The sequence below is a fragment of the Sphingobacterium detergens genome (assembly GCF_003610355.1).
In the GTDB taxonomy this organism is placed as follows: Bacteria; Bacteroidota; Bacteroidia; order Sphingobacteriales; family Sphingobacteriaceae; genus Sphingobacterium; species Sphingobacterium detergens.
The window spans coordinates 498,089-516,004 of sequence record NZ_RAPY01000002.1; the positions used below are offsets into that span (position 1 = coordinate 498,089).

Genomic DNA, 17,916 nt, shown 5'->3' on the forward strand with positions numbered 1-17,916 from the left:
CCCGAAGGACTCGGTTGCTGTTTGGGACAATTAAATTTTAACTATCCAATCTGCATTATATTTCTGTTTTGGACGACTCGAATATACTGCAAATCAAACCTTGCAAATGTATCAAAATTATATCAGAAAAAAGGTGATAGCATATTTGCTATTCCGTAAACTATGGCTTATTATGCGATTGACGACCATAATTATCTTGGTTACTTTTATGCAGGTTAGCGCTTCGACTTTTGCACAAAAGGTAACATTGGAATACTCCAATATGAGCCTTAAAAGAATATTTAAGGACCTCAAGTCACAGACAGGGTACAATTTTCTCTATACAGAACGGCAAATGTCGGCGGCTAAACCTGTCAATATAAAAGTAAAAGACCGCATGTTGTCAGATGTACTGGTTCAGCTTTTTGCAGATCAGCCGCTGTCGTATCAGATGGACAGCAAGACAATCGTCATTCGGGACAAGCCCCGGTCTACAAGCATAGGCTCATCAGTACAGCAAGCGACGGTGCTAGTTCAGGCAATGATCAAGGGACGGGTGACCAATGAGCGTGGTGAACCGCTTGCCAACGTTTCCGTTCGCGTAAAAGGAAATGAATCGGCTGGAACTTCCACTGCCGCTGATGGTAGTTTTACGATCAGTAATCTTTCTCCAAAATCCACGCTGATATTTTCCTCTGTCGGGTACGATCAGCAGCTTGTGGAGTTGGCTACTATGCGTACAGAGGAATTGGGACAGTTACATGTGCTGATGAAAAGTAGCAATAGCCAGCTGGAAGAAGTTATCGTTATCGGATATGGTACGACGACACGGCAGCGCGTTGTCGGTGCCGTCGATCAGATCGGTGCAAAGACCTTTCAGGACCGACCGGTCGGCAACGTTACACAGGCCCTTCAGGGCGCTTCCCCAAGTTTGACCATTCAACAGAAAAGTATGGATCCAAACGATAATTCAATGAACATCAATATCCGGGGAATATCTACCGTAAATAGTAATGCGCCACTAGTGGTGATTGACGGAATTATTACCGAAGGCGGAACACTGAACAAGATCAATCCGGACGATATCGAAACAGTATCTGTACTCAAAGATGCAGGTTCCACAGCTATTTACGGCTCACGGTCAGCAAATGGTGTCATCTTGGTAACCACAAAAAGGGGACGCCAAAATCAGAAACCCTCGGTTACAATTGGCACGCAATGGGGTGTGCAACAACCCAAAATCTTGTTTTCCCCAGTCGCTGGCTATGAAAACGCGACCTTACGTAATCTTGCACTCACCAACTCAGGAATGGATCCACAGTTTTCACCAGAAGCGATTGCTGATCTGTATGCACATCAGGATATCGAAAAATGGAATTTGCCGGAAATCATGAAAAATTCGTTTCAACAAAAATATAATATCAACGTCACGGGTGGTGGTGAAAAAAGTTCTTATTTATTTTCAGGAGGCTTTTATAACCAACCCAGCAATTTTGTTGGACAGGATTTTGGGATAAAACGCTATAATCTACGGACTAATCTCAGTACTGAGATCGGCCGTTTTAAACTGACCTCAATTTTAGCGTATACACGTAACAACAATATGAGCAATACAGCCGGAAGTGCTATCATCAATGCTTCTCGCCTCCCTTCTTATTATTATTATCGAATGCGGGCAGATAATGGAAAATATCTGGTCAATAACGCACTCACAGATCAAAATCCGCTGGCTGAACTTAATGAAGGTGGTTATATTAAAAATGACAATGATTATTTTAACATCAATCTGAATCTCGAGGCAAAGCTGTTCGACGGTCTGAAGCTGCGCGGTATTTTTGGCGCAGATATCTACGCAGACCATCGTTTTATCAGACGGATCCAAGTACCCTTGTATTCCGACCCCGACGCATTGCAGCCACAGGTGTTCGTAAATTCAGATCGTAATACAGAAGATTTTAATGAAAAAGCTTCTTTGCTGAATTTTCAGTTATTGCTGGATTATGACAAGATCTTCGGGAGTCATCATCTTTCAGGTTTGATTGGTGCATCCAATGAGTCCTATACGCGTAGACAGAATGAACTTAAAATGAAGTTTACCGATCCAGTGCTGGGAACACCGACTACCGGAACAGTTATCGATCCCGCCAGTGCCCGTGTCACACCAAATGGTACTTTACAGAATAGCATCAACTCAATCTTCGGTCGTGCCGGATATGACTTTGAAAGTAAGTATTTTGCCGAATTCAGCTTTCGCTACGATGGATCTTCCAAGTTTTCAAAAGCAAACCGCTGGGGATTCTTTCCCTCAGGATCACTTGGATGGCGAGCATCGGAAGAGCGTTTTATGAATTGGTATAAGGAGCATGTCGGTAGCCTCAAGGTTCGGTCCACCTATGGTGTACTGGGAAATCAGGCCGTGGATGATTATTCGTATTATTTTACTTATGAATCCTATCCAAACAGCTATGGATTTAATAATAAGCCAGTAGCTGCCGCGGGATTTAACTACGCCAGTTTGGATTTGCGCTGGGAGAAAACCTATAATTTCAATGTTGGCCTTGATGCAACTTTCTTTCAGGATAAGCTGACAGCAAGCTTTGATTACTTTAAGAAGCGAACAGTAGATATTCTGATGTCACCACAGATCCCATCCGTGTTTGGGACCTCATTAAAAAACCAGAATTTGGGCGAAATGAACAATGAAGGCTGGGAGATCAATCTGACCTATCACGCTAAAACAGGCGAGTTTCAGCATCAGATCAATGCCAATATAGGTGACAGTCACAATAAGATTGTCTCCATGCCAGGAGATGACCGGATTTCAACAGTAGATAATATTACCAAATTGACACGTGTCGGTCTGCCGTACAATTCCTATTATGGCTACAAAATGGCTGGACTCTTCCAGAATATTTCGGATATCGAGACCTCGGCCCTGCCAAGTGGTATCACCGCCGCGGACTTGCGACCAGGAGATGTCAAATATGTGGATCGTAATAATGATGGAATGATCGATGCACGGGATAGATTTGTCCTGGGTAATGGTTTCCCACGATTTACATTCGGCCTGACCTATAACCTCAGTTATAAGGATTTTGATTTTAGCATGTTCTGGCAAGGTGTTGGTAAACGGGATATGATGATCCGCGGTGAGCTGATCGAGCCCTTTCACCAGAATTATTCGTATGCTATTTATCAACATCAACTTGATTACTGGACGCCGACAAATATTGATGGGCAGTGGCCTCGATTTACCGCCAATGGATCTACAGCCTCAACAAACAACTTTGGGAAAGATTCTGATCTCTATCTTTTCAATGGGAAGTATGCACGTCTGAAAAATCTTCAAATAGGATATACATTACCAAAGAATGTCACATCCAAATTGGGGCTACAGCGGGTACGCTTTTTTGTTAATGCCCAAAATTTGCTGACATTGAGTAAAAACTCCTGGATAGACCCCGAATCTTCCGAATTTGACTCCAATATGGGAGGTTCAGCCAATAGTGCCCGCAATTATCCAACGTTGAAATATTATGGCGGCGGATTAAATATTCAATTCTAACCATTTATGTGATGAGACTATATAAATTACTTATAGGAGGCTTGAGTTTAATGGCTGTGGTTCATTTCACTTCCTGCAATAAGTTGGATACCTTGCCAACAGATAGATTTACGGATGAGAACTTTTGGGATTATCCAGAAAATGCAGAAAAAATGGTCAACATGGCCTATAATCAACTCTTCTCAGCCGACCGATTATGGAATGATGAAGCGCTAAGTGATAATATTTTTGAAGGGCGGTCAAATACCGACCAGCGCGCTATCCGCAATGGAACTGCTGACCCTACCTTGGGACGTTTTGCTTCGGAATGGTCCGATCTCTATGGCGGCATCAAGACCTGCCACGTCTACCTTGAAAATGTAGATCGTGTCCCCGGAATGGATGCTGTGCTCAAAAAACGTCGGATTGCGGAGGTACGATTTATCCGAGCATTCCTCTATTTTAGACTGGTCAATTTTTACGGCGATGTTCCTTTCTTTACCAAAGACATCTCCCTAGAGGAATCTAAAATCGTTCCAAGGACGGCCAAGGCAACCGTCATGGCATTTATCCATCAGGAATTGGATGAATGTATGGCTGATCTGCCCAGCAAAGATGTGTTGCCTGCCGATGATAGAGGCCGAATTACAAAAGGTGCGGCTTCAGCTTTTCAGGCACGGGCTTTTCTCTATGAGAGCAACTGGAACAAAGTATTGCAGTATTGTGAGAACTTGATCAAGAAACAAGGGGAATTTGGGACATATGCGCTTTTCGATAGTTATCCGGAATTGTTTACTGCAGCAAAGGAATACAATTCGGAGGTTATTCTGGATTACGGCTATGTACCACAGTTGAAAACCTGGAATAAACTCTATGATGCGGCTCCGATCTCTGCTCAGGCGCGACTGAATGGTTATGCCCCTTTGCAGAGTCTTGTTGACAACTATATCACCCTTGATGGAAATACCATAAGTGCGGATCCTAACTACAACAGTGATAATCCTTACATAAATCGAGACCCACGGATGGCGGCAACTATTGTTTTTCATGGCGGCCAATGGACTGACTTTGATGGGACAGTCCGTAAAATTTTTATCAAACCAGGCTCCGGAGGAACAGATAAAGAGCGCTTGGATGAGTATCAGGGAGCGAGTGCTAATGCTTCTGCAACCGGCTATTATGTAAAGAAATATTACGATGTGACAGCAACGGTAAAATACGATGCCGGGCTCAATATTATTATGTTCAGATATGCTGATATCTTATTGATGTATGCCGAAGCGAAAGAGGCGCTGGGGCAGCTCGATGCCACAATTTGGGATATGACAATCAAACCTATCCGCAAAAGAGCTGGCTTTGTGGTGGGCAAAGCACTGGACTTTCCTATGACCGGTGATCTGAAAACGATCGTACGAAACGAACGAAGAAGCGAACTCGCTTTGGAGGGGCTGCGTTACTATGATATCGTACGTTGGAAAGCAGGTAAAACCTTTCTGGACGGACAGGTAACTGGTGCTAAATATGGTGGTAACAATAGCTATATCAAATTGGATATTAGACGATTTGACGAGAGTAGAGATTATCTATGGTCAGTGCCAAGGACACAGATTGACCTGAATAAAAACCTATTGCCCAATAATCAAGGCTATTCAAACTAAAATTTAATCGAAACAAACCGTTGCAAACGATAGCGTGAACAACGTCCGTTTTGAACTACAAAATTAAAGATAAAGACATGAAATGGTATTTTAAAGTTATAGCAATGCTCGCATTGGTTGCGAACATCGTTTCCTGCAAAAAAGACGATATGAAATACTCGGATGCGGATGTATCCGCTGTGGAGAATTTATATGCACCGACAGATGGGAAGGCAGTCAAATTATTGAGTTCGAGTTCTGCAGCTCTGTATTTTGAATGGGAATCTGCACTGGTTGCCGATGGGGGGGCGGCCCAATATGAAGTTGTTTTTGATCAGGTAAATGGCGATTTCAGCAAACCGCTATATACCGTTACTTCGGACAATAATGGGAATTCAAATGGCGCAAATATCAGTCACAAAATATTGAATCAGGTGGCGGCCAAAGCTGGGATCGAACCGGGTACAAGTGGCGACATCACTTGGTCTGTGTATTCCATACGAGGTATGAAACGCGTACTGAGTAAAGTTAAAAAGAAGCTGAATATCAAAACGCTGGAAGGGTTTGCAGATATTCCAGACGAATTGTTTATCACTGGTGAAGGTGCTGAGAACGGTGCCGCTATTGCTCAAGCAATACCGTTTAAGCTTGTTGGTAATGGTGAATATGAGATTTTTACAAAATTGGAAGCAGGTAAAAAATATATCTTTACAGATCGTAAATCGGCAGATGGACGTGTATTCTATTCCGAAGATCAAACCAAGATAAAAGAAGAAGAGACCGGTAGCAATACCGTTGCCAAGACTGCGGTGTATCGAATTCGAATTGATTTCAACGTTTCGACGATTACCTATTCTGAAATCAAAAGCATGGGGGTTTATTTCTCACCTTCCGGGGCGGTGGTACTGGATCTCCCTTATCAAGGCAAGGGTATCTGGTCGGCAACAGGTGTTATCAACTTTAAGCAAGAAAGCTGGGGGCGTGATCAACGCTATAAGTTCCAGATGGAAACGGTCAAGGCAGGAAAGGCAGAGACTGTACAATTGGGGACCCAGACGGGTACCGATAGCCCACCAAACAGTTCTTCAGCCCCATCGTATTACTTTGTCCGTATATTACCTAATCTTTCGCAATGGGATGACAAATGGAAATTTGTGGATGCTGTAGATGGGCGTCCGACCAAAATCTCCATGATCTTACAAGGGGACAAAGATTATACACATGCAGTAGTTCCAAATTAAAAAGAGGAAATGATGAAGAAAATAGTGATAATCTCATCCATGCTGTTCTTACTGTTTGGGTGCACAAAAGTCGAGGATACATATTTATACGACGATACGATTCAGGAATCTTGGACAGAGATCGCTACGCAGGTGTCCGACAAAATGATCTCTGGTTTCTGGAATGAAGCGGGATATTTTAACAACGCCATCAACCAATCGGATCAGGGCTTTCAATACTGGCCCAATGCCCACGCGATGGACGTAGTTATTGATGCTTATCAACGGACGAAGGACGCTAAATACAGCGCCTATTTCAGTAAGTGGTTTGAGGGTGTCAAGGTTAAAAATGGCAACACTTACTATAATGTATTCTATGATGATATGGAGTGGAATGCCTTGACTATGCTGCGACTATATGAGACGACTAAGGAGCAAAAATATCTCGATGCGGTACTACTGTTATGGACTGATATTTTGAAAGCCTGGAATGAACAATATGCTGGCGGTGGATTGGCCTGGCGTAAGGATATGTTATACAGCAAGAATGCTTGTTCTAATGGACCTGCTAGCATTCTTGCGGCTAGACTTTATAATTTAACAAAAAATGAAAACTACCTGACCTGGGCCAAAAAGATCTATGAATGGCAGAAGGCAACCTTATATAATCCATCTTCAGGTGCTGTGTACGATAATATCAATGGAGAGACAGATGCGGTTGATGTAACCACGTTGACCTATAATCAGGGAACTTTTCTTGGTACGGCTGTGGAGCTTTTTAAGATTACCAAAGATCAGATCTATCTGGTCGATGCGCAGAAAATTAGTTATTACACCATTACCCGCTGTATAGATGTGGGGAATAATATTTTGCGTGATGAGGGTAATGGTGACGGTGCGCTGTTTAAGGGTATATTCATCCGGTACTTTGTTGAATATTTGAACCTGGAGGGAATCGATGCAGATTATCGCGCAAAGTTTGAGAAGTTTTTGGTTAACAACGGTAAAATTGCCTGGACCAAAGGAACCAGCTTGCCGACGCTATTGTTTGGCTCTTCCTGGTCTCAGCCGCCGATTGGTAATAGCGAAATTTCAGCCTACGCCAGTGCTGCCATGCTGTTTGAAGGGCTGGCACGCTATCAGATAAGGTCAAAATAACAGATTGGATACCTCGGAGTCATTAGATGAACATTAGTTCCTGATGGCTTCATTAAACTAATAGATGCAAATGAAACAAATAAACCAGATAACGACGACATTACTTTTGACAGGATTATGCTATTTGACGACGCATGCACAAGTTAAAAAAGATCAATTTTCCGAACGTGCGCAAAAGACCCTAGATGTGGTCTATAACAAATATGGGAGCGCTGAAAATAAATTATTGATCGAAAAATATCCTTTTGATGAAAATTTTAAAGCAGATTATCTGAATAATAACGAACAAGCAGGGCAGCAGAAAAAATACGCCTATCTCTGGCCTTTCTCGGGCAGTTTCTCGGCCGTAAATGCGTTGATGGAGCTGTCAAAGGATAAAGCCGACCATCAGAAAGTATTAGATCAAAAGGTACTGGTAGGACTCCGTGAATACAGAGATGAACAGCGTGTACCTGTAGGTTATGCCTCTTATATCAATTCTGCACCGGCATCAGACCGTTTTTACGATGACAATATATGGTTGGGTATTGATTTTACCGATAGCTATATCCAGACCAAAAAAGCTGATTACCTCAAAAATGCAAAAGAAATATGGGCTTTTGTGAAGAGTGGTGAAGATAACAAGCTTGGCGGTGGTATTTATTGGTGTGAGCAAAAAAAGGAATCTAAAAATGCCTGTTCGAATGCTCCAGCAGCTGTGTTTGCCCTAAAACTGTTTGAAGCAACCAAGGAGAAGAATTATCTAAATGAAGGTCGACGGCTATATGAATGGACAAAAGCAAGTTTGCAAGATCCAGATGACAAGCTGTATTGGGATAATATACATCTAAATGGTAAGGTAGATAAAGCCAAATATTCCTATAATTCAGGCCAGATGTTGCAGGCTGCGGCCTTGCTTTATAAACTGACAAAGGAAAAAAAGTATCTGATGGATGCACAGCAGCTGGCTGAAGCTTGTTTAAGCTATTTTTTTCAAACCAGAGACGGAATTGATTTTCCAATCTTAAAAAACAGTAATGTCTGGTTCCATGCTGTGATGATGCGGGGATATATCAGTTTGTTCGAACAAGATGGGAATAGAAAATACATGGACATTTTTGCGAAAAATCTTGATCTGGCATGGGATAAAATGCGCGATCAAGATGGGCTGTTTGATGCTGATTGGACATTGGAGAAACCCAAAAAATCCAAGTGGTTGTTGGATCAATGTGCTTTTGTGGAGATGTACGGCCGCTTAGCAAAATTCGGGTATTAGTAGGTTCTATACAAAACAAATCATTACGGCTGATCACAGATGGGGCGTAAGCTTATTTAGGGCCACATTTCACAATGTGGCCTTTTTGTTGCGCCCTAAGATTACTTTCCTATGGTTTTATGTAAATGAAAGAATATTATTTTATAGCTTTGATTATTAAGGTTATAGATTTTGTCTTCGGTGAAAGAGAAACGATATTAATCTTACGGGGTGGTTCAACGATATCCATTAAATTAATCAATTATGAATTCAGAGATTTTGAAATTGAAAAGACAAGTTAAGCTACTTATAGGTGCATGCTTAGTCCTTTTTCTAGGAATGATAGTAACTGTATTTACTGTATTAAACCACGACAGAAGCGGATCTGTTCTTGATGTCGAAAGGATAAATATTCGGGAGGCCGATGGTACAATTAAAATGGTATTGAGTAATAAGGCTCGGCAGCATCCTGGAAGAATGCTCAAAAAGGATCTCGAACCAAGGGAAAGAGAGGCCGGATTGATTTTCTTTAACAGCGATGGAGATGAATGTGGCGGACTTGTATACGATAATGACAAAGAGAGTGCTGGGATGGTGTATTCCATAGATAAATATCAGGATGATCAGATCATGCAGTTACAGTATATGGAGGATACCCAGACCAAGAAAAGGAAATATGGCCTTCAATTATGGAGTTATGGGAAAGAAGATGCCTTTGCGGAGCGACAAGATAGATATAAAGAGCTGACTACTTCGGATTCAAAACAAGTACGAGATTCAGCAGTAACGATTATGCGTAATGAAGGTCTTCTGGCGACTGACCGTATGTTTTTAGGTAAAAATTATAAGGATGAGATCGGTCTATTTATACATGACAGTCAAGGAAGACCTCGAATCCGTATTATGGTCGATAAAAATAATCAGGCAATTCTTGAGACTGTAGATACACTTGGAAATGTAATGGTGAAATCCGGTATTTGAGAATAAATAGTTGATCTCCCGATTTCCACCGTCGACCGCGTTTTTCTGTTGGTTAATTCAACATCCATCGCTTAGGAGCTTATTGCACTCGTAGGCTTGAGCGTTTTGGGATCTGTTAAACACTTATTGTCGTTGGCAGGGACTATATGACATGTTTTGAATTCTTTGGCAAGTTCTTTATCTTCAGTTTTTTCATTGATTATTGCTTGGTATAAAAATCATAAGTGGCTTTAGCAATGTCGGCGATAATTTTCTCGTTGGCATCGAAATTTTCCTTTGATTCACTCACAAAAACACTAATAATAAAATGCTCACCATTGGGTAAAAATACAAGACCAATGTTGTTTACAGCTGCAGTAATGCCAGTTGTTTTATTTGTTCCGGACCAACCGGTTTTATGGGCTACAATTGTTTCTTTTGGTAATTGTCCTTTTATTCGATTTGCCCCAGTTGTTGTTTCTATATTAGTCTTCCAAAAAAAATCATAACTGCTTTTTGAAAGTAAATTGTTCTTATTCTCATAAAACATTTTTATCGTCTCACTTGCAGCTTTTGGGGTAGTCCAATTTTGAAACATATTTTCCCACTTGGCCTGCATCTCTTCTTCATTATATGTAATTTGTATTTCTTTGATATTGTTCTTTTTGAAATAATCTTCAACGGTTTTGGGCGTTCCGATCAGCCGAATCAGTACATCACAAGCCGTATTGTCGCTATGGGAAACGGTATATTGGATTAATTTTTCAATTGTAAAACTTCCACCATTGGGGTTTTCATCTCTCAATGGACTCCAAAAATCTGCAGGTAAAAGTTCATCCTTACCTATCTCTATTTTTTTATCCAGCGAAAGATTTCCTTTGTCAATTTCAGACAGTACAGCCAATGCGATATGGAATTTAAACACACTTTGCATTGGAAACCGCCGATCTCCGTTTAAGGAGATTGTGTCCTGACCATTATTTCCGATGATAGAAACACCAACAATTGCGTCTTTATCTGAAACGATCTGAGCTATTTTATTCCGTAATAAATCTGTCTTTTTACTCGATGTATAGCAACTTACCAATAATAAGAATAAAGGTGCCAATTGTAATAGTCTTCTCATGTTCGTTTCTGTTTACATTTTGTTAGCTAAACTTTTACAAGTCAGTTAAATGATTCTTGATGACTCTAAATTATCAAAAAATGGAATACCTCGAGCAAATAGTTGGTTTGGAATTAATATTAGATTGTTCTCTTAGCGCTTACTTGTATAGTAATTTTTATGTTTCCTATCGTTTCCTTTTTTACGTTTTCCAAAAATAAACAGCTAAGGGGTGAATCCCAGGTTATCAGATAATAAAGCTATTCTGGAATAAGTACATTACTATTTTTAGGATAAATGTTATTTTCGTATAAATGAAAGCAACATGAGTATAGCATTGGTATTAAGTAGTGGTCGGGCTGAAGAGTGGAAGTTCGAAATCAATAAACATTTACCCGAAATAAACGTTGAGATCTATCCTGAGATCGAAAATAATGAGGAGATCGAGCTTGCACTTTGTTGGAAGCCTGAGGCAGATTATTATACTCATTTTCCCAATCTAAAAGTTATCCAGTCTGGAGGAGCTGGGATAGATCATTTATTTCCTGAATCTATACCTTCACATATCCAGACCTGTAGGATTGTAGACCCCATGTTAAAAAGTGATATGTTTGAGCACGTTTTGACATGTTTGATGCATTCGATGAAGAATTTTTCGGCTTATGCCATAGAAAAAGCGAAACAACATTGGCAGCCCCTGGTATATAAATCTATTGGTCAAACTTGTGTAACGATTTTAGGGTTGGGTGAAATCGGCGGTTATGTAGCTGAAAGGTTAGCCCAGTTGGGTTTCAAGGTAAACGGGTGGTCGAATTCAGCTAAAAATCTAAAAGGGGTAAACTCTTTCACGGGTATTGCGGGACTTGGCCTGGCCGTTGAGAAAACAGATTTTATTGTGAATGTTTTGCCATTGACTGATGCGACAAGAGGAATTCTAAACCATGATCTTTTCAGTTTATGTCCCAAGGGAACAGTTCTACTTAACGTCGGTAGAGGCGAACATCTTGTTGATGAAGATTTATTAGAAGCGATCGCTGAGAAGCAAATTGCTAACGCTTACCTCGATGTATTTCATCAAGAACCATTAGCCCAAGATCATCCGTTCTGGAATTGCAGTTCTGTTTTTATAACTCCACATGTTGCAAGTAGGACAAATATTAGTTCTTCGGTCTTACAGGTAGTGGATAATTATAGAAGAATGACTGAAGGACGACCTTTACTCAACGAAGTTTCTTTGGAAAAAGGTTATTAAAAGTTTGCGTTATGCTCGGAGCATTCACCGCTCCATTTTCGCTATTCGCCGAGTTTTCCGTAATGTTAGTCTAAAGGCTGCATGCTAAGGACCTATTGTGTTGTAGTTTTGATTCAGAATCTACAAGGAAATGATGCAACAAAATCAATATCCTTGCGACAATTAGAAAAGAAACTAAAAAACTAACAATATAAAATAAAGACATTATGAACTCATTAGTAAAAACATTCGCAGCAGCAGCCCTAATCGCAGTATCGACATTAGCTATGGCAGCTGAAGGACCAGGTTCAAAATCAGAAAAAGTAGCCGTTAACCTTTCAACAGCGGACTTCGCCCTAGAACACTATGTTGCGGTCACTACCGAAGGTCAATCAGCTGGAGTAGGGCAATTGTTTGCCGAGGACTTCAGCCAAAATGTCCAATCTTCTTCCAAAAGGATAACACATAGCCGTGAAGAAGTGGTTAACTACTTTAAAAAACAGGAGGGAAAGAAACTCGATTGTAAGGTAAGTACACAAATCCTTGAAGAATCAGCGGATTTTATGGTAGCCAAGGTTACTTTAGCTTTTGAAGAATTCACGAAGACTGATCTTGTGACTTTGGTACGTGAGGGTAACAGCTGGAAAGTGTCCAAATCTGTCAATTCTTATAAATAAGAAGCCATCTAGAATAAATATATAAGTTGTAAGCCATATCAGAAGATGTGGCTTTTTTACGTCAAAAGGGCCTGATGTTAATCAGACCCTTTCTCTTAACATTTACTTGTACAGCAATTTTTATGTTTCCTATCGTTTCCTCTTTTTTGTTTCCTCATCCAACGTTTTTAGCCTATTGGATTTTCACTGTACTACGCCAATTTTTATGTTGGACCTTTCTCTCGAAAGGCAGCTAATAGCCGTTTTCTATTATAAGAACAGTTGTCGTTTAAAAATCGTTTTGGAAATAAATATTTTTTTTTGAATTGATATATTTTTAAATTGAAATCGATGTAATTTTATTGCAGCATACAATCTGAATTTTATGCCAAGGGCCGTTTAAGTTTTATAATATCAAAAACAATAAACACTGTTGTTTAAATTTAGCTTAATTAGGAATATTAAGGTGCAATCATCTTTTTTTTTCAAAACAGTGTTTCGCGGGAAACATAACAAATAGTTGGGGCAATTGGACTACTGTTCGTCTGTGCAACAATGTAAAGGATTATTAAATTTTATGGTAAATAGAAATGTTATCAAAAAGCTTTCGGACATTGAGCTTGAAAAGTATATAAAACCGGATAGTAGATCAGTAGCTGATGCGGTTCAATATGCTTATGAGATTTTAAAAGAAAGGGGACGGAATTTCACTCCAGATGAATCGGAGGAGATTGAAGCACTGGTGAATAAGAAGAGAGAGGCGGAGTTTGCAGAGGAGAATTCTTGGGACGAAGGAGCTACAACCGATGAAAATGCCATCGAATTATATAAAAATAGTGCAATATTATTTTTTAGTCTATTTTTTGGAGTTATTTTCGGGGCTATACTTCAAGTGCTAAATTTTGTAAAAATAAAAGACATCAAGGGTGCAGTCGCCTCTTTGTTATTTGCAATAGGTTTCACGGTGTTACAGATTTTTATTATTGATTATATCGGCGGAAACTATATGGATATTAGTGACAGTAGCTTTTATATCAGGTTGTTTCTTTCGGGGGTTGGTGCAGTCGGCTTATCTCTTATTCGCCAGCTAATGTTTCCAAAAGATCTCAAATATAGAGCTAGGCCTACCGTAGCAGCGGTTGTGATATCAGTTTTAATATTGGTGGCTATTTTTATAATTTACACGACAGGCTAACCTATTCGTGTAGCATGATTGAGTCTAGCGATGTCTATAAATATAGGAGAGATGAGGGTATCTATATAACTAAAATGAAAAAAAATACAACACTATGGATTATGATAAAGTATCCTTTGATACTAGTTTTTGTTTATACATTTTTGGATCTTATTTTTGGGGAAATTGAGCTTTCTGAAGTTCCTCTGTATTTACTAAATCGTATAATAAACCTTTTTGTGTTTATTTTTATTTTCTATATCTTAATTTATATAGTTAGCATAGTTGGCAGATTATTCAGACTTTAATAGCCATCACTGACCATAGCGATTAACCTATCCTTAAATCTCTCCATGTGTGGATTTTTAATCTAGAAGTGGCTAAAGTAAAAGGAGTTTTCCTATACCTCAACAAACAACTGACGAAGCCTGTTCAGCTCCACTCCGAAATCTCTATTTTCAAATAACCCAGTTTTTCGAAGGAATACCACCAGCATTCACTATAGTTAGTCTCTTGTTAGACTCTTGATGCGCTGTACGTATGCGGACAATATGTTTATAAACTGTTCGTATGCGTACATCTCTTTTTTAGAAGAAGATCTAAAAAAGGCCATTGAAGCGCTTAGGAGATACAAATGGGCTTATTGTGGCGACTGGTATAGTATTTGGCATGCGGTTGATAAAACGGATTCTATATGCTTTATGCACTCATTAGTATGGAAAAGACATTATGAAAAGATTAGTCAAAACATTAACAGCAGCAGTCTTATTCGCTGTATCCACATGCACAATGGCAGCTGAAGGACCAGGCTCCAAATCAGAGAAAGTAAGCATCAACCTTTCTACGGCAGACTTCGCCTTAGAGCACTATGTTGCGGTAACGACAATGGGAGAATCGGTAGGTTTGGAGCAGTTGTTTGCCGAAGATTTTAGTCAAAAGATCCAGGCGGCCAATGTATCGACCTACGGACGTAGTACAGTGATCAAATCGTTGAAAAAACAAAAGGGAGAAATCCTGAACTGCAAAGTGAATATCAAGATCGTCGAAAAATCGACAGATTATATGATTGCAAAAATTGTATTAAAATTTGACAACTTTAGCATGACGGATCTTGTGACGTTGGTTTACGAGAATGAGAGTTGGAAGGTGTCCAAGTCAATTCATTCCTATCAATAAGAGCCATCTCAATAAATATATAAATGTTGTAGAGCCACATCGAAAGATGCGGCTTTTTTACTTTCATCTATATTAGAATGCGCTATTTTCCTGATATTATTTTGTTTGGTAGCTATTATATTTAAATTAGTCCTTTATTAACATAGAAATGGCATTATGTCACAATACAATATCAAATGGCTAAAAGAAAGGTTTGAAAATGGAGATATGTTCAAATTTATATTCTTGATATGAAGTTTCGATAATTTCCTCATCAATCACTAATGTACTTAAAGATTTAAGGAAGAAACATAACTGTTTTCTTGCCTTATGATAAGTGCTTAAAGGTTATAAATCTATAATTTTATTCTATTCAAAAATAGTTTTGTAGAAAAAAATCACGATCCTAAATTACAATTAAAATTAAGCTTATTATGAGAAAAATTAGCCTTTTAAACTGGGTATCGATTGATGGTTTTATCGCAGGTATTCATGGAGAAACAGATTGGTTTCCCTGGGATAGCGAAATCGAGGATTTTTATGAACAGCGGCAGAATAAAGCGGATACGATTATTTATGGTAGGGAGACCTATGAAGTAATGTTTCAATACTGGTCCGATGAGACTTTGACTGTATCGGATCGGCCATCGTTTGTTCATTTCATGAACAATACACCTAAGATTGTTTTTTCAAAATCACTTGCCAAGGCTGATTGGAACAATACAAAAATTGTTAGGGAGGTCAATAAACATGATATTGAGGAATTGAAGCGTGGTCTGGGGGGTGATATTCTTATTTACGGAAGCGGTACTATTGTCTCTCAACTCGCAAAGTTAGATTTAATAGATGAATATGCATTAATGGTATATCCTGTTGTTCTTGGCTCGGGAAGGCCGTTGTTCCCCAATATATCAGATCGGATCAAACTCGATTTAATCAGTACTAGACGCTATTCATGTGGTAGTAATTTGCATATTTACCGACCTTATAATTGATATAAAATTACCTACGCTACGAATTAATAATTATGCGATATTTTTGCACTAGTCACCATATGCACTTTCGCTATGGCAACTGAACGATCAGGTTTAAAATCCATTTTTTAAAAGGGATGGATATTACTTAAAACATTTTCGTGCATTTTAAGTTGTTATAAGAAAAACTATCATGTGGAAACTATTTTTGGTACTACCGACCTGTTTAATTTTCTGTGCATGTTCCAATGCAGCTCAGAATAATAGGGATTATAATGCGAGCAAGGACAATCAAGTTATATCAGCCTCTTTTGAAAAAACTCCTTTACCTGATAGTGCACTTGCATTTATTAAGGAATATTTTCCAAATGTACAGATACTTGAAATAAAGACAAAGAAATCACCCACCGTTACGGGGACATTTCACGAAGTGATATTGGCTGATCATACGGAAATTGACTTTGGCAAGTTAGGCAACTGGATTGAAGTTCAGGCACCAGACGGTATTGCGCTGCCCAGCAGTTTTTTTCCGCAGTCCATTCAATCTTACCTGAAAGAAAATTATAATGGCATAGGTGTCGAAAGCATAGATAAATCTAATAAAGGGTATAAATTGGAATTAACCAATGACAATAAATTGTATTTTGATACCAAAGGTCATTTTTTGCGAAAGAAAAAATAAGGACACTGTTTCCTTGATGAGTAAATTTATATTCAATATGCATCATCAGATCAAACGAGAATACATGTATTCGTATTCTATTATGTAAAGATAAGGATAGGAAGACGGTCGAACATGCTTTGAGCCGTAGTCTTTCACCAATCGTATTAGCGGGGTACAAAACATAATTGCCTGATAAAAGGCTCTTTCAATAAAATCTACAAGAGATATTTGGGGCGGCGGATAGCAATAGTGATATTTCTATGCTTACTTAAGCACCATACCTATGGAAAGATCAGAATTATTTGTCGGACTTGCTCTTGTTAATCAATCTTTTTCGAAAACGTATTGATTGAATTTAGTGCATAATAAGCGATTCCATTGCCAGGATATTCTTTTAGAATTTCTTCATAGGTTGATTTTGCTTTTTCTGCTTCCATTGTCTGTACATAGCAAAATGCAATATTGCAAAGTGCAATTTCCCGATAGTACATTTTTGAAGCACTTAAAAATGTTATAGCACGATATTTATCTACCCAAGCATACTTTGTAAAAAAATCAGCACTTTGCTTAAAGTATTCTAGGGCCACTTTGAAGTCCTTTCGTTTTATAGCTTTCATCCCTTTGTTGTGGCTTGTCGGAATTGTCTGATTCAATAGGACAGCTAAGGCCCAAAAGAAAGCTATACCCATAATAATCCCATGTATTTGAAAGAAAAATACAGAAATAGCGATAAAACCAGCCAATACCAATGAGATGATTAAGACAGCTGGCCAAGAGACTTGTCGAACAATAGGAACATTTGCGCTCATTCAAGTAAAATATATTTTTGGTTTATATTTTTAAATGTACCAAAATTCTATAAAAGTATTGTACAGGTTAGTGGTTAATTTATAGGGTACTATATAGTGAGATATGGTTTTTTACGTCAAAAGGGCCTGATGTTAAATCAGACCCTTTCTCTTAGCGTTTACTTGTACAGTAATTTTTATGTTTCCTATCGTTTCCTCTTTTTTGTTTCGTCATCCAATGTTTTTTTAAGACGATTGGATTTTCACTGTACAACGCCAATTTTTATGTTGGTCTTTTCTTTCGAAAGGTAACTAATAGCCGCTTTGTATAATAAGAACAACAGTCGATTTGAAATAGTTTTAAAAATAAATATTTCGATGTTTTAAATTGACCAGTTTGAAACTAGCTTATACGTCCTAGAGATTCCTGTCGAAAT

At 38.9% G+C, this 17,916-nt stretch carries 14 protein-coding genes; 12 read left to right on the plus strand and 2 right to left on the minus strand.

The window, feature by feature from the left end; translation table 11 throughout:
- Nucleotides 1-133: 133 nt before the first annotated feature.
- From DFQ12_RS14175 to DFQ12_RS14200, 6 genes are all read left to right on the plus strand, one after another.
- Nucleotides 134-3,544 carry a TonB-dependent receptor gene (locus DFQ12_RS14175; RefSeq protein ID WP_244211748.1) on the plus strand — a complete coding sequence of 1,137 codons (3,411 nt, stop codon included), beginning with the start codon at nucleotides 134-136 and terminating at the stop codon, nucleotides 3,542-3,544.
- Nucleotides 3,545-3,555: 11 nt separating this feature from the next.
- The gene (locus DFQ12_RS14180; protein WP_120259709.1) at nucleotides 3,556-5,181 is read left to right on the plus strand and encodes a RagB/SusD family nutrient uptake outer membrane protein; all 1,626 of its coding nucleotides are present in this window, start codon (nucleotides 3,556-3,558) and stop codon (nucleotides 5,179-5,181) included.
- Between the two features lie 77 nt (nucleotides 5,182-5,258).
- Nucleotides 5,259-6,401: a SusE domain-containing protein gene (locus tag DFQ12_RS14185; protein ID WP_120259710.1), complete on the plus strand. Its 1,143-nt coding sequence runs from the start codon at nucleotides 5,259-5,261 to the stop codon at nucleotides 6,399-6,401.
- Nucleotides 6,402-6,410: 9 nt separating this feature from the next.
- Nucleotides 6,411-7,538, plus strand: a complete 1,128-nt coding sequence (locus DFQ12_RS14190) for a glycoside hydrolase family 76 protein (protein ID WP_208642554.1) — start codon at nucleotides 6,411-6,413, stop codon at nucleotides 7,536-7,538.
- A 70-nt stretch (nucleotides 7,539-7,608) separates the two neighbouring features.
- Entirely contained in the window at nucleotides 7,609-8,793 is a 1,185-nt protein-coding gene (locus tag DFQ12_RS14195) for a glycoside hydrolase family 76 protein (protein WP_120260019.1), read from the plus strand.
- Between the two features lie 243 nt (nucleotides 8,794-9,036).
- Complete coding sequence (locus DFQ12_RS14200) at nucleotides 9,037-9,753, plus strand: hypothetical protein (protein WP_147420417.1); 717 nt, start codon at nucleotides 9,037-9,039, stop codon at nucleotides 9,751-9,753.
- Nucleotides 9,754-9,952: 199 nt separating this feature from the next.
- On the opposite strand, the gene bla is transcribed toward DFQ12_RS14200, so the two are convergent.
- Nucleotides 9,953-10,858 carry a class A beta-lactamase, subclass A2 gene (gene bla, locus DFQ12_RS14205; protein ID WP_120259712.1) on the minus strand — a complete coding sequence of 302 codons (906 nt, stop codon included), beginning with the start codon at nucleotides 10,856-10,858 and terminating at the stop codon, nucleotides 9,953-9,955.
- A 304-nt stretch (nucleotides 10,859-11,162) separates the two neighbouring features.
- Here bla and DFQ12_RS14210 point away from each other — a divergent pair, with 304 nt between their 5' ends.
- The 6 genes from DFQ12_RS14210 to DFQ12_RS14240 all read left to right on the plus strand — a co-directional run bounded on the left by DFQ12_RS14210 (nucleotide 11,163) and on the right by DFQ12_RS14240 (nucleotide 16,709).
- Nucleotides 11,163-12,089: a 2-hydroxyacid dehydrogenase gene (locus DFQ12_RS14210; protein WP_120259713.1), complete on the plus strand. Its 927-nt coding sequence runs from the start codon at nucleotides 11,163-11,165 to the stop codon at nucleotides 12,087-12,089.
- A gap of 206 nt (nucleotides 12,090-12,295) precedes the next feature.
- The gene (locus DFQ12_RS14215; protein WP_120259714.1) at nucleotides 12,296-12,745 is read left to right on the plus strand and encodes a nuclear transport factor 2 family protein; all 450 of its coding nucleotides are present in this window, start codon (nucleotides 12,296-12,298) and stop codon (nucleotides 12,743-12,745) included.
- 556 nt (nucleotides 12,746-13,301) lie between these two features.
- Nucleotides 13,302-13,919: a hypothetical protein gene (locus tag DFQ12_RS14220; protein ID WP_120259715.1), complete on the plus strand. Its 618-nt coding sequence runs from the start codon at nucleotides 13,302-13,304 to the stop codon at nucleotides 13,917-13,919.
- A gap of 708 nt (nucleotides 13,920-14,627) precedes the next feature.
- Nucleotides 14,628-15,074: a nuclear transport factor 2 family protein gene (locus tag DFQ12_RS14230; RefSeq protein WP_120259717.1), complete on the plus strand. Its 447-nt coding sequence runs from the start codon at nucleotides 14,628-14,630 to the stop codon at nucleotides 15,072-15,074.
- Nucleotides 15,075-15,487: 413 nt separating this feature from the next.
- Nucleotides 15,488-16,048, plus strand: a complete 561-nt coding sequence (locus DFQ12_RS14235; protein ID WP_120259718.1) for a dihydrofolate reductase family protein — start codon at nucleotides 15,488-15,490, stop codon at nucleotides 16,046-16,048.
- Between the two features lie 172 nt (nucleotides 16,049-16,220).
- Nucleotides 16,221-16,709, plus strand: coding sequence for a PepSY-like domain-containing protein (locus DFQ12_RS14240; protein WP_120259719.1), 489 nt, complete (start codon nucleotides 16,221-16,223; stop codon nucleotides 16,707-16,709).
- A gap of 302 nt (nucleotides 16,710-17,011) precedes the next feature.
- Here the strand turns inward: DFQ12_RS14240 and DFQ12_RS14250 are convergent, their stop codons facing one another.
- Nucleotides 17,012-17,500: a tol-pal system YbgF family protein gene (locus DFQ12_RS14250; RefSeq protein ID WP_120259720.1), complete on the minus strand. Its 489-nt coding sequence runs from the start codon at nucleotides 17,498-17,500 to the stop codon at nucleotides 17,012-17,014.
- Nucleotides 17,501-17,916 lie beyond the last annotated feature (416 nt).

Excerpts from the sequence above, each read along its gene's own strand:
- DFQ12_RS14180 (WP_120259709.1), top strand. The coding sequence starts at position 3,556 with ATGAGACTATATAAATTACTTATAGGAGGCTTGAGTTTAATGGCTGTG.
- DFQ12_RS14185 (WP_120259710.1), top strand. The coding sequence starts at position 5,259 with ATGAAATGGTATTTTAAAGTTATAGCAATGCTCGCATTGGTTGCGAAC.
- DFQ12_RS14190 (WP_208642554.1), top strand. The coding sequence starts at position 6,411 with ATGATGAAGAAAATAGTGATAATCTCATCCATGCTGTTCTTACTGTTT.
- DFQ12_RS14195 (WP_120260019.1), top strand. The coding sequence starts at position 7,609 with ATGAAACAAATAAACCAGATAACGACGACATTACTTTTGACAGGATTA.
- DFQ12_RS14200 (WP_147420417.1), top strand. The coding sequence starts at position 9,037 with ATGAATTCAGAGATTTTGAAATTGAAAAGACAAGTTAAGCTACTTATA.
- bla (WP_120259712.1), bottom strand. The coding sequence starts at position 10,858 with ATGAGAAGACTATTACAATTGGCACCTTTATTCTTATTATTGGTAAGT.
- DFQ12_RS14210 (WP_120259713.1), top strand. The coding sequence starts at position 11,163 with ATGAGTATAGCATTGGTATTAAGTAGTGGTCGGGCTGAAGAGTGGAAG.
- DFQ12_RS14215 (WP_120259714.1), top strand. The coding sequence starts at position 12,296 with ATGAACTCATTAGTAAAAACATTCGCAGCAGCAGCCCTAATCGCAGTA.
- DFQ12_RS14220 (WP_120259715.1), top strand. The coding sequence starts at position 13,302 with ATGGTAAATAGAAATGTTATCAAAAAGCTTTCGGACATTGAGCTTGAA.
- DFQ12_RS14230 (WP_120259717.1), top strand. The coding sequence starts at position 14,628 with ATGAAAAGATTAGTCAAAACATTAACAGCAGCAGTCTTATTCGCTGTA.
- DFQ12_RS14235 (WP_120259718.1), top strand. The coding sequence starts at position 15,488 with ATGAGAAAAATTAGCCTTTTAAACTGGGTATCGATTGATGGTTTTATC.
- DFQ12_RS14240 (WP_120259719.1), top strand. The coding sequence starts at position 16,221 with ATGTGGAAACTATTTTTGGTACTACCGACCTGTTTAATTTTCTGTGCA.
- DFQ12_RS14250 (WP_120259720.1), bottom strand. The coding sequence starts at position 17,500 with ATGAGCGCAAATGTTCCTATTGTTCGACAAGTCTCTTGGCCAGCTGTC.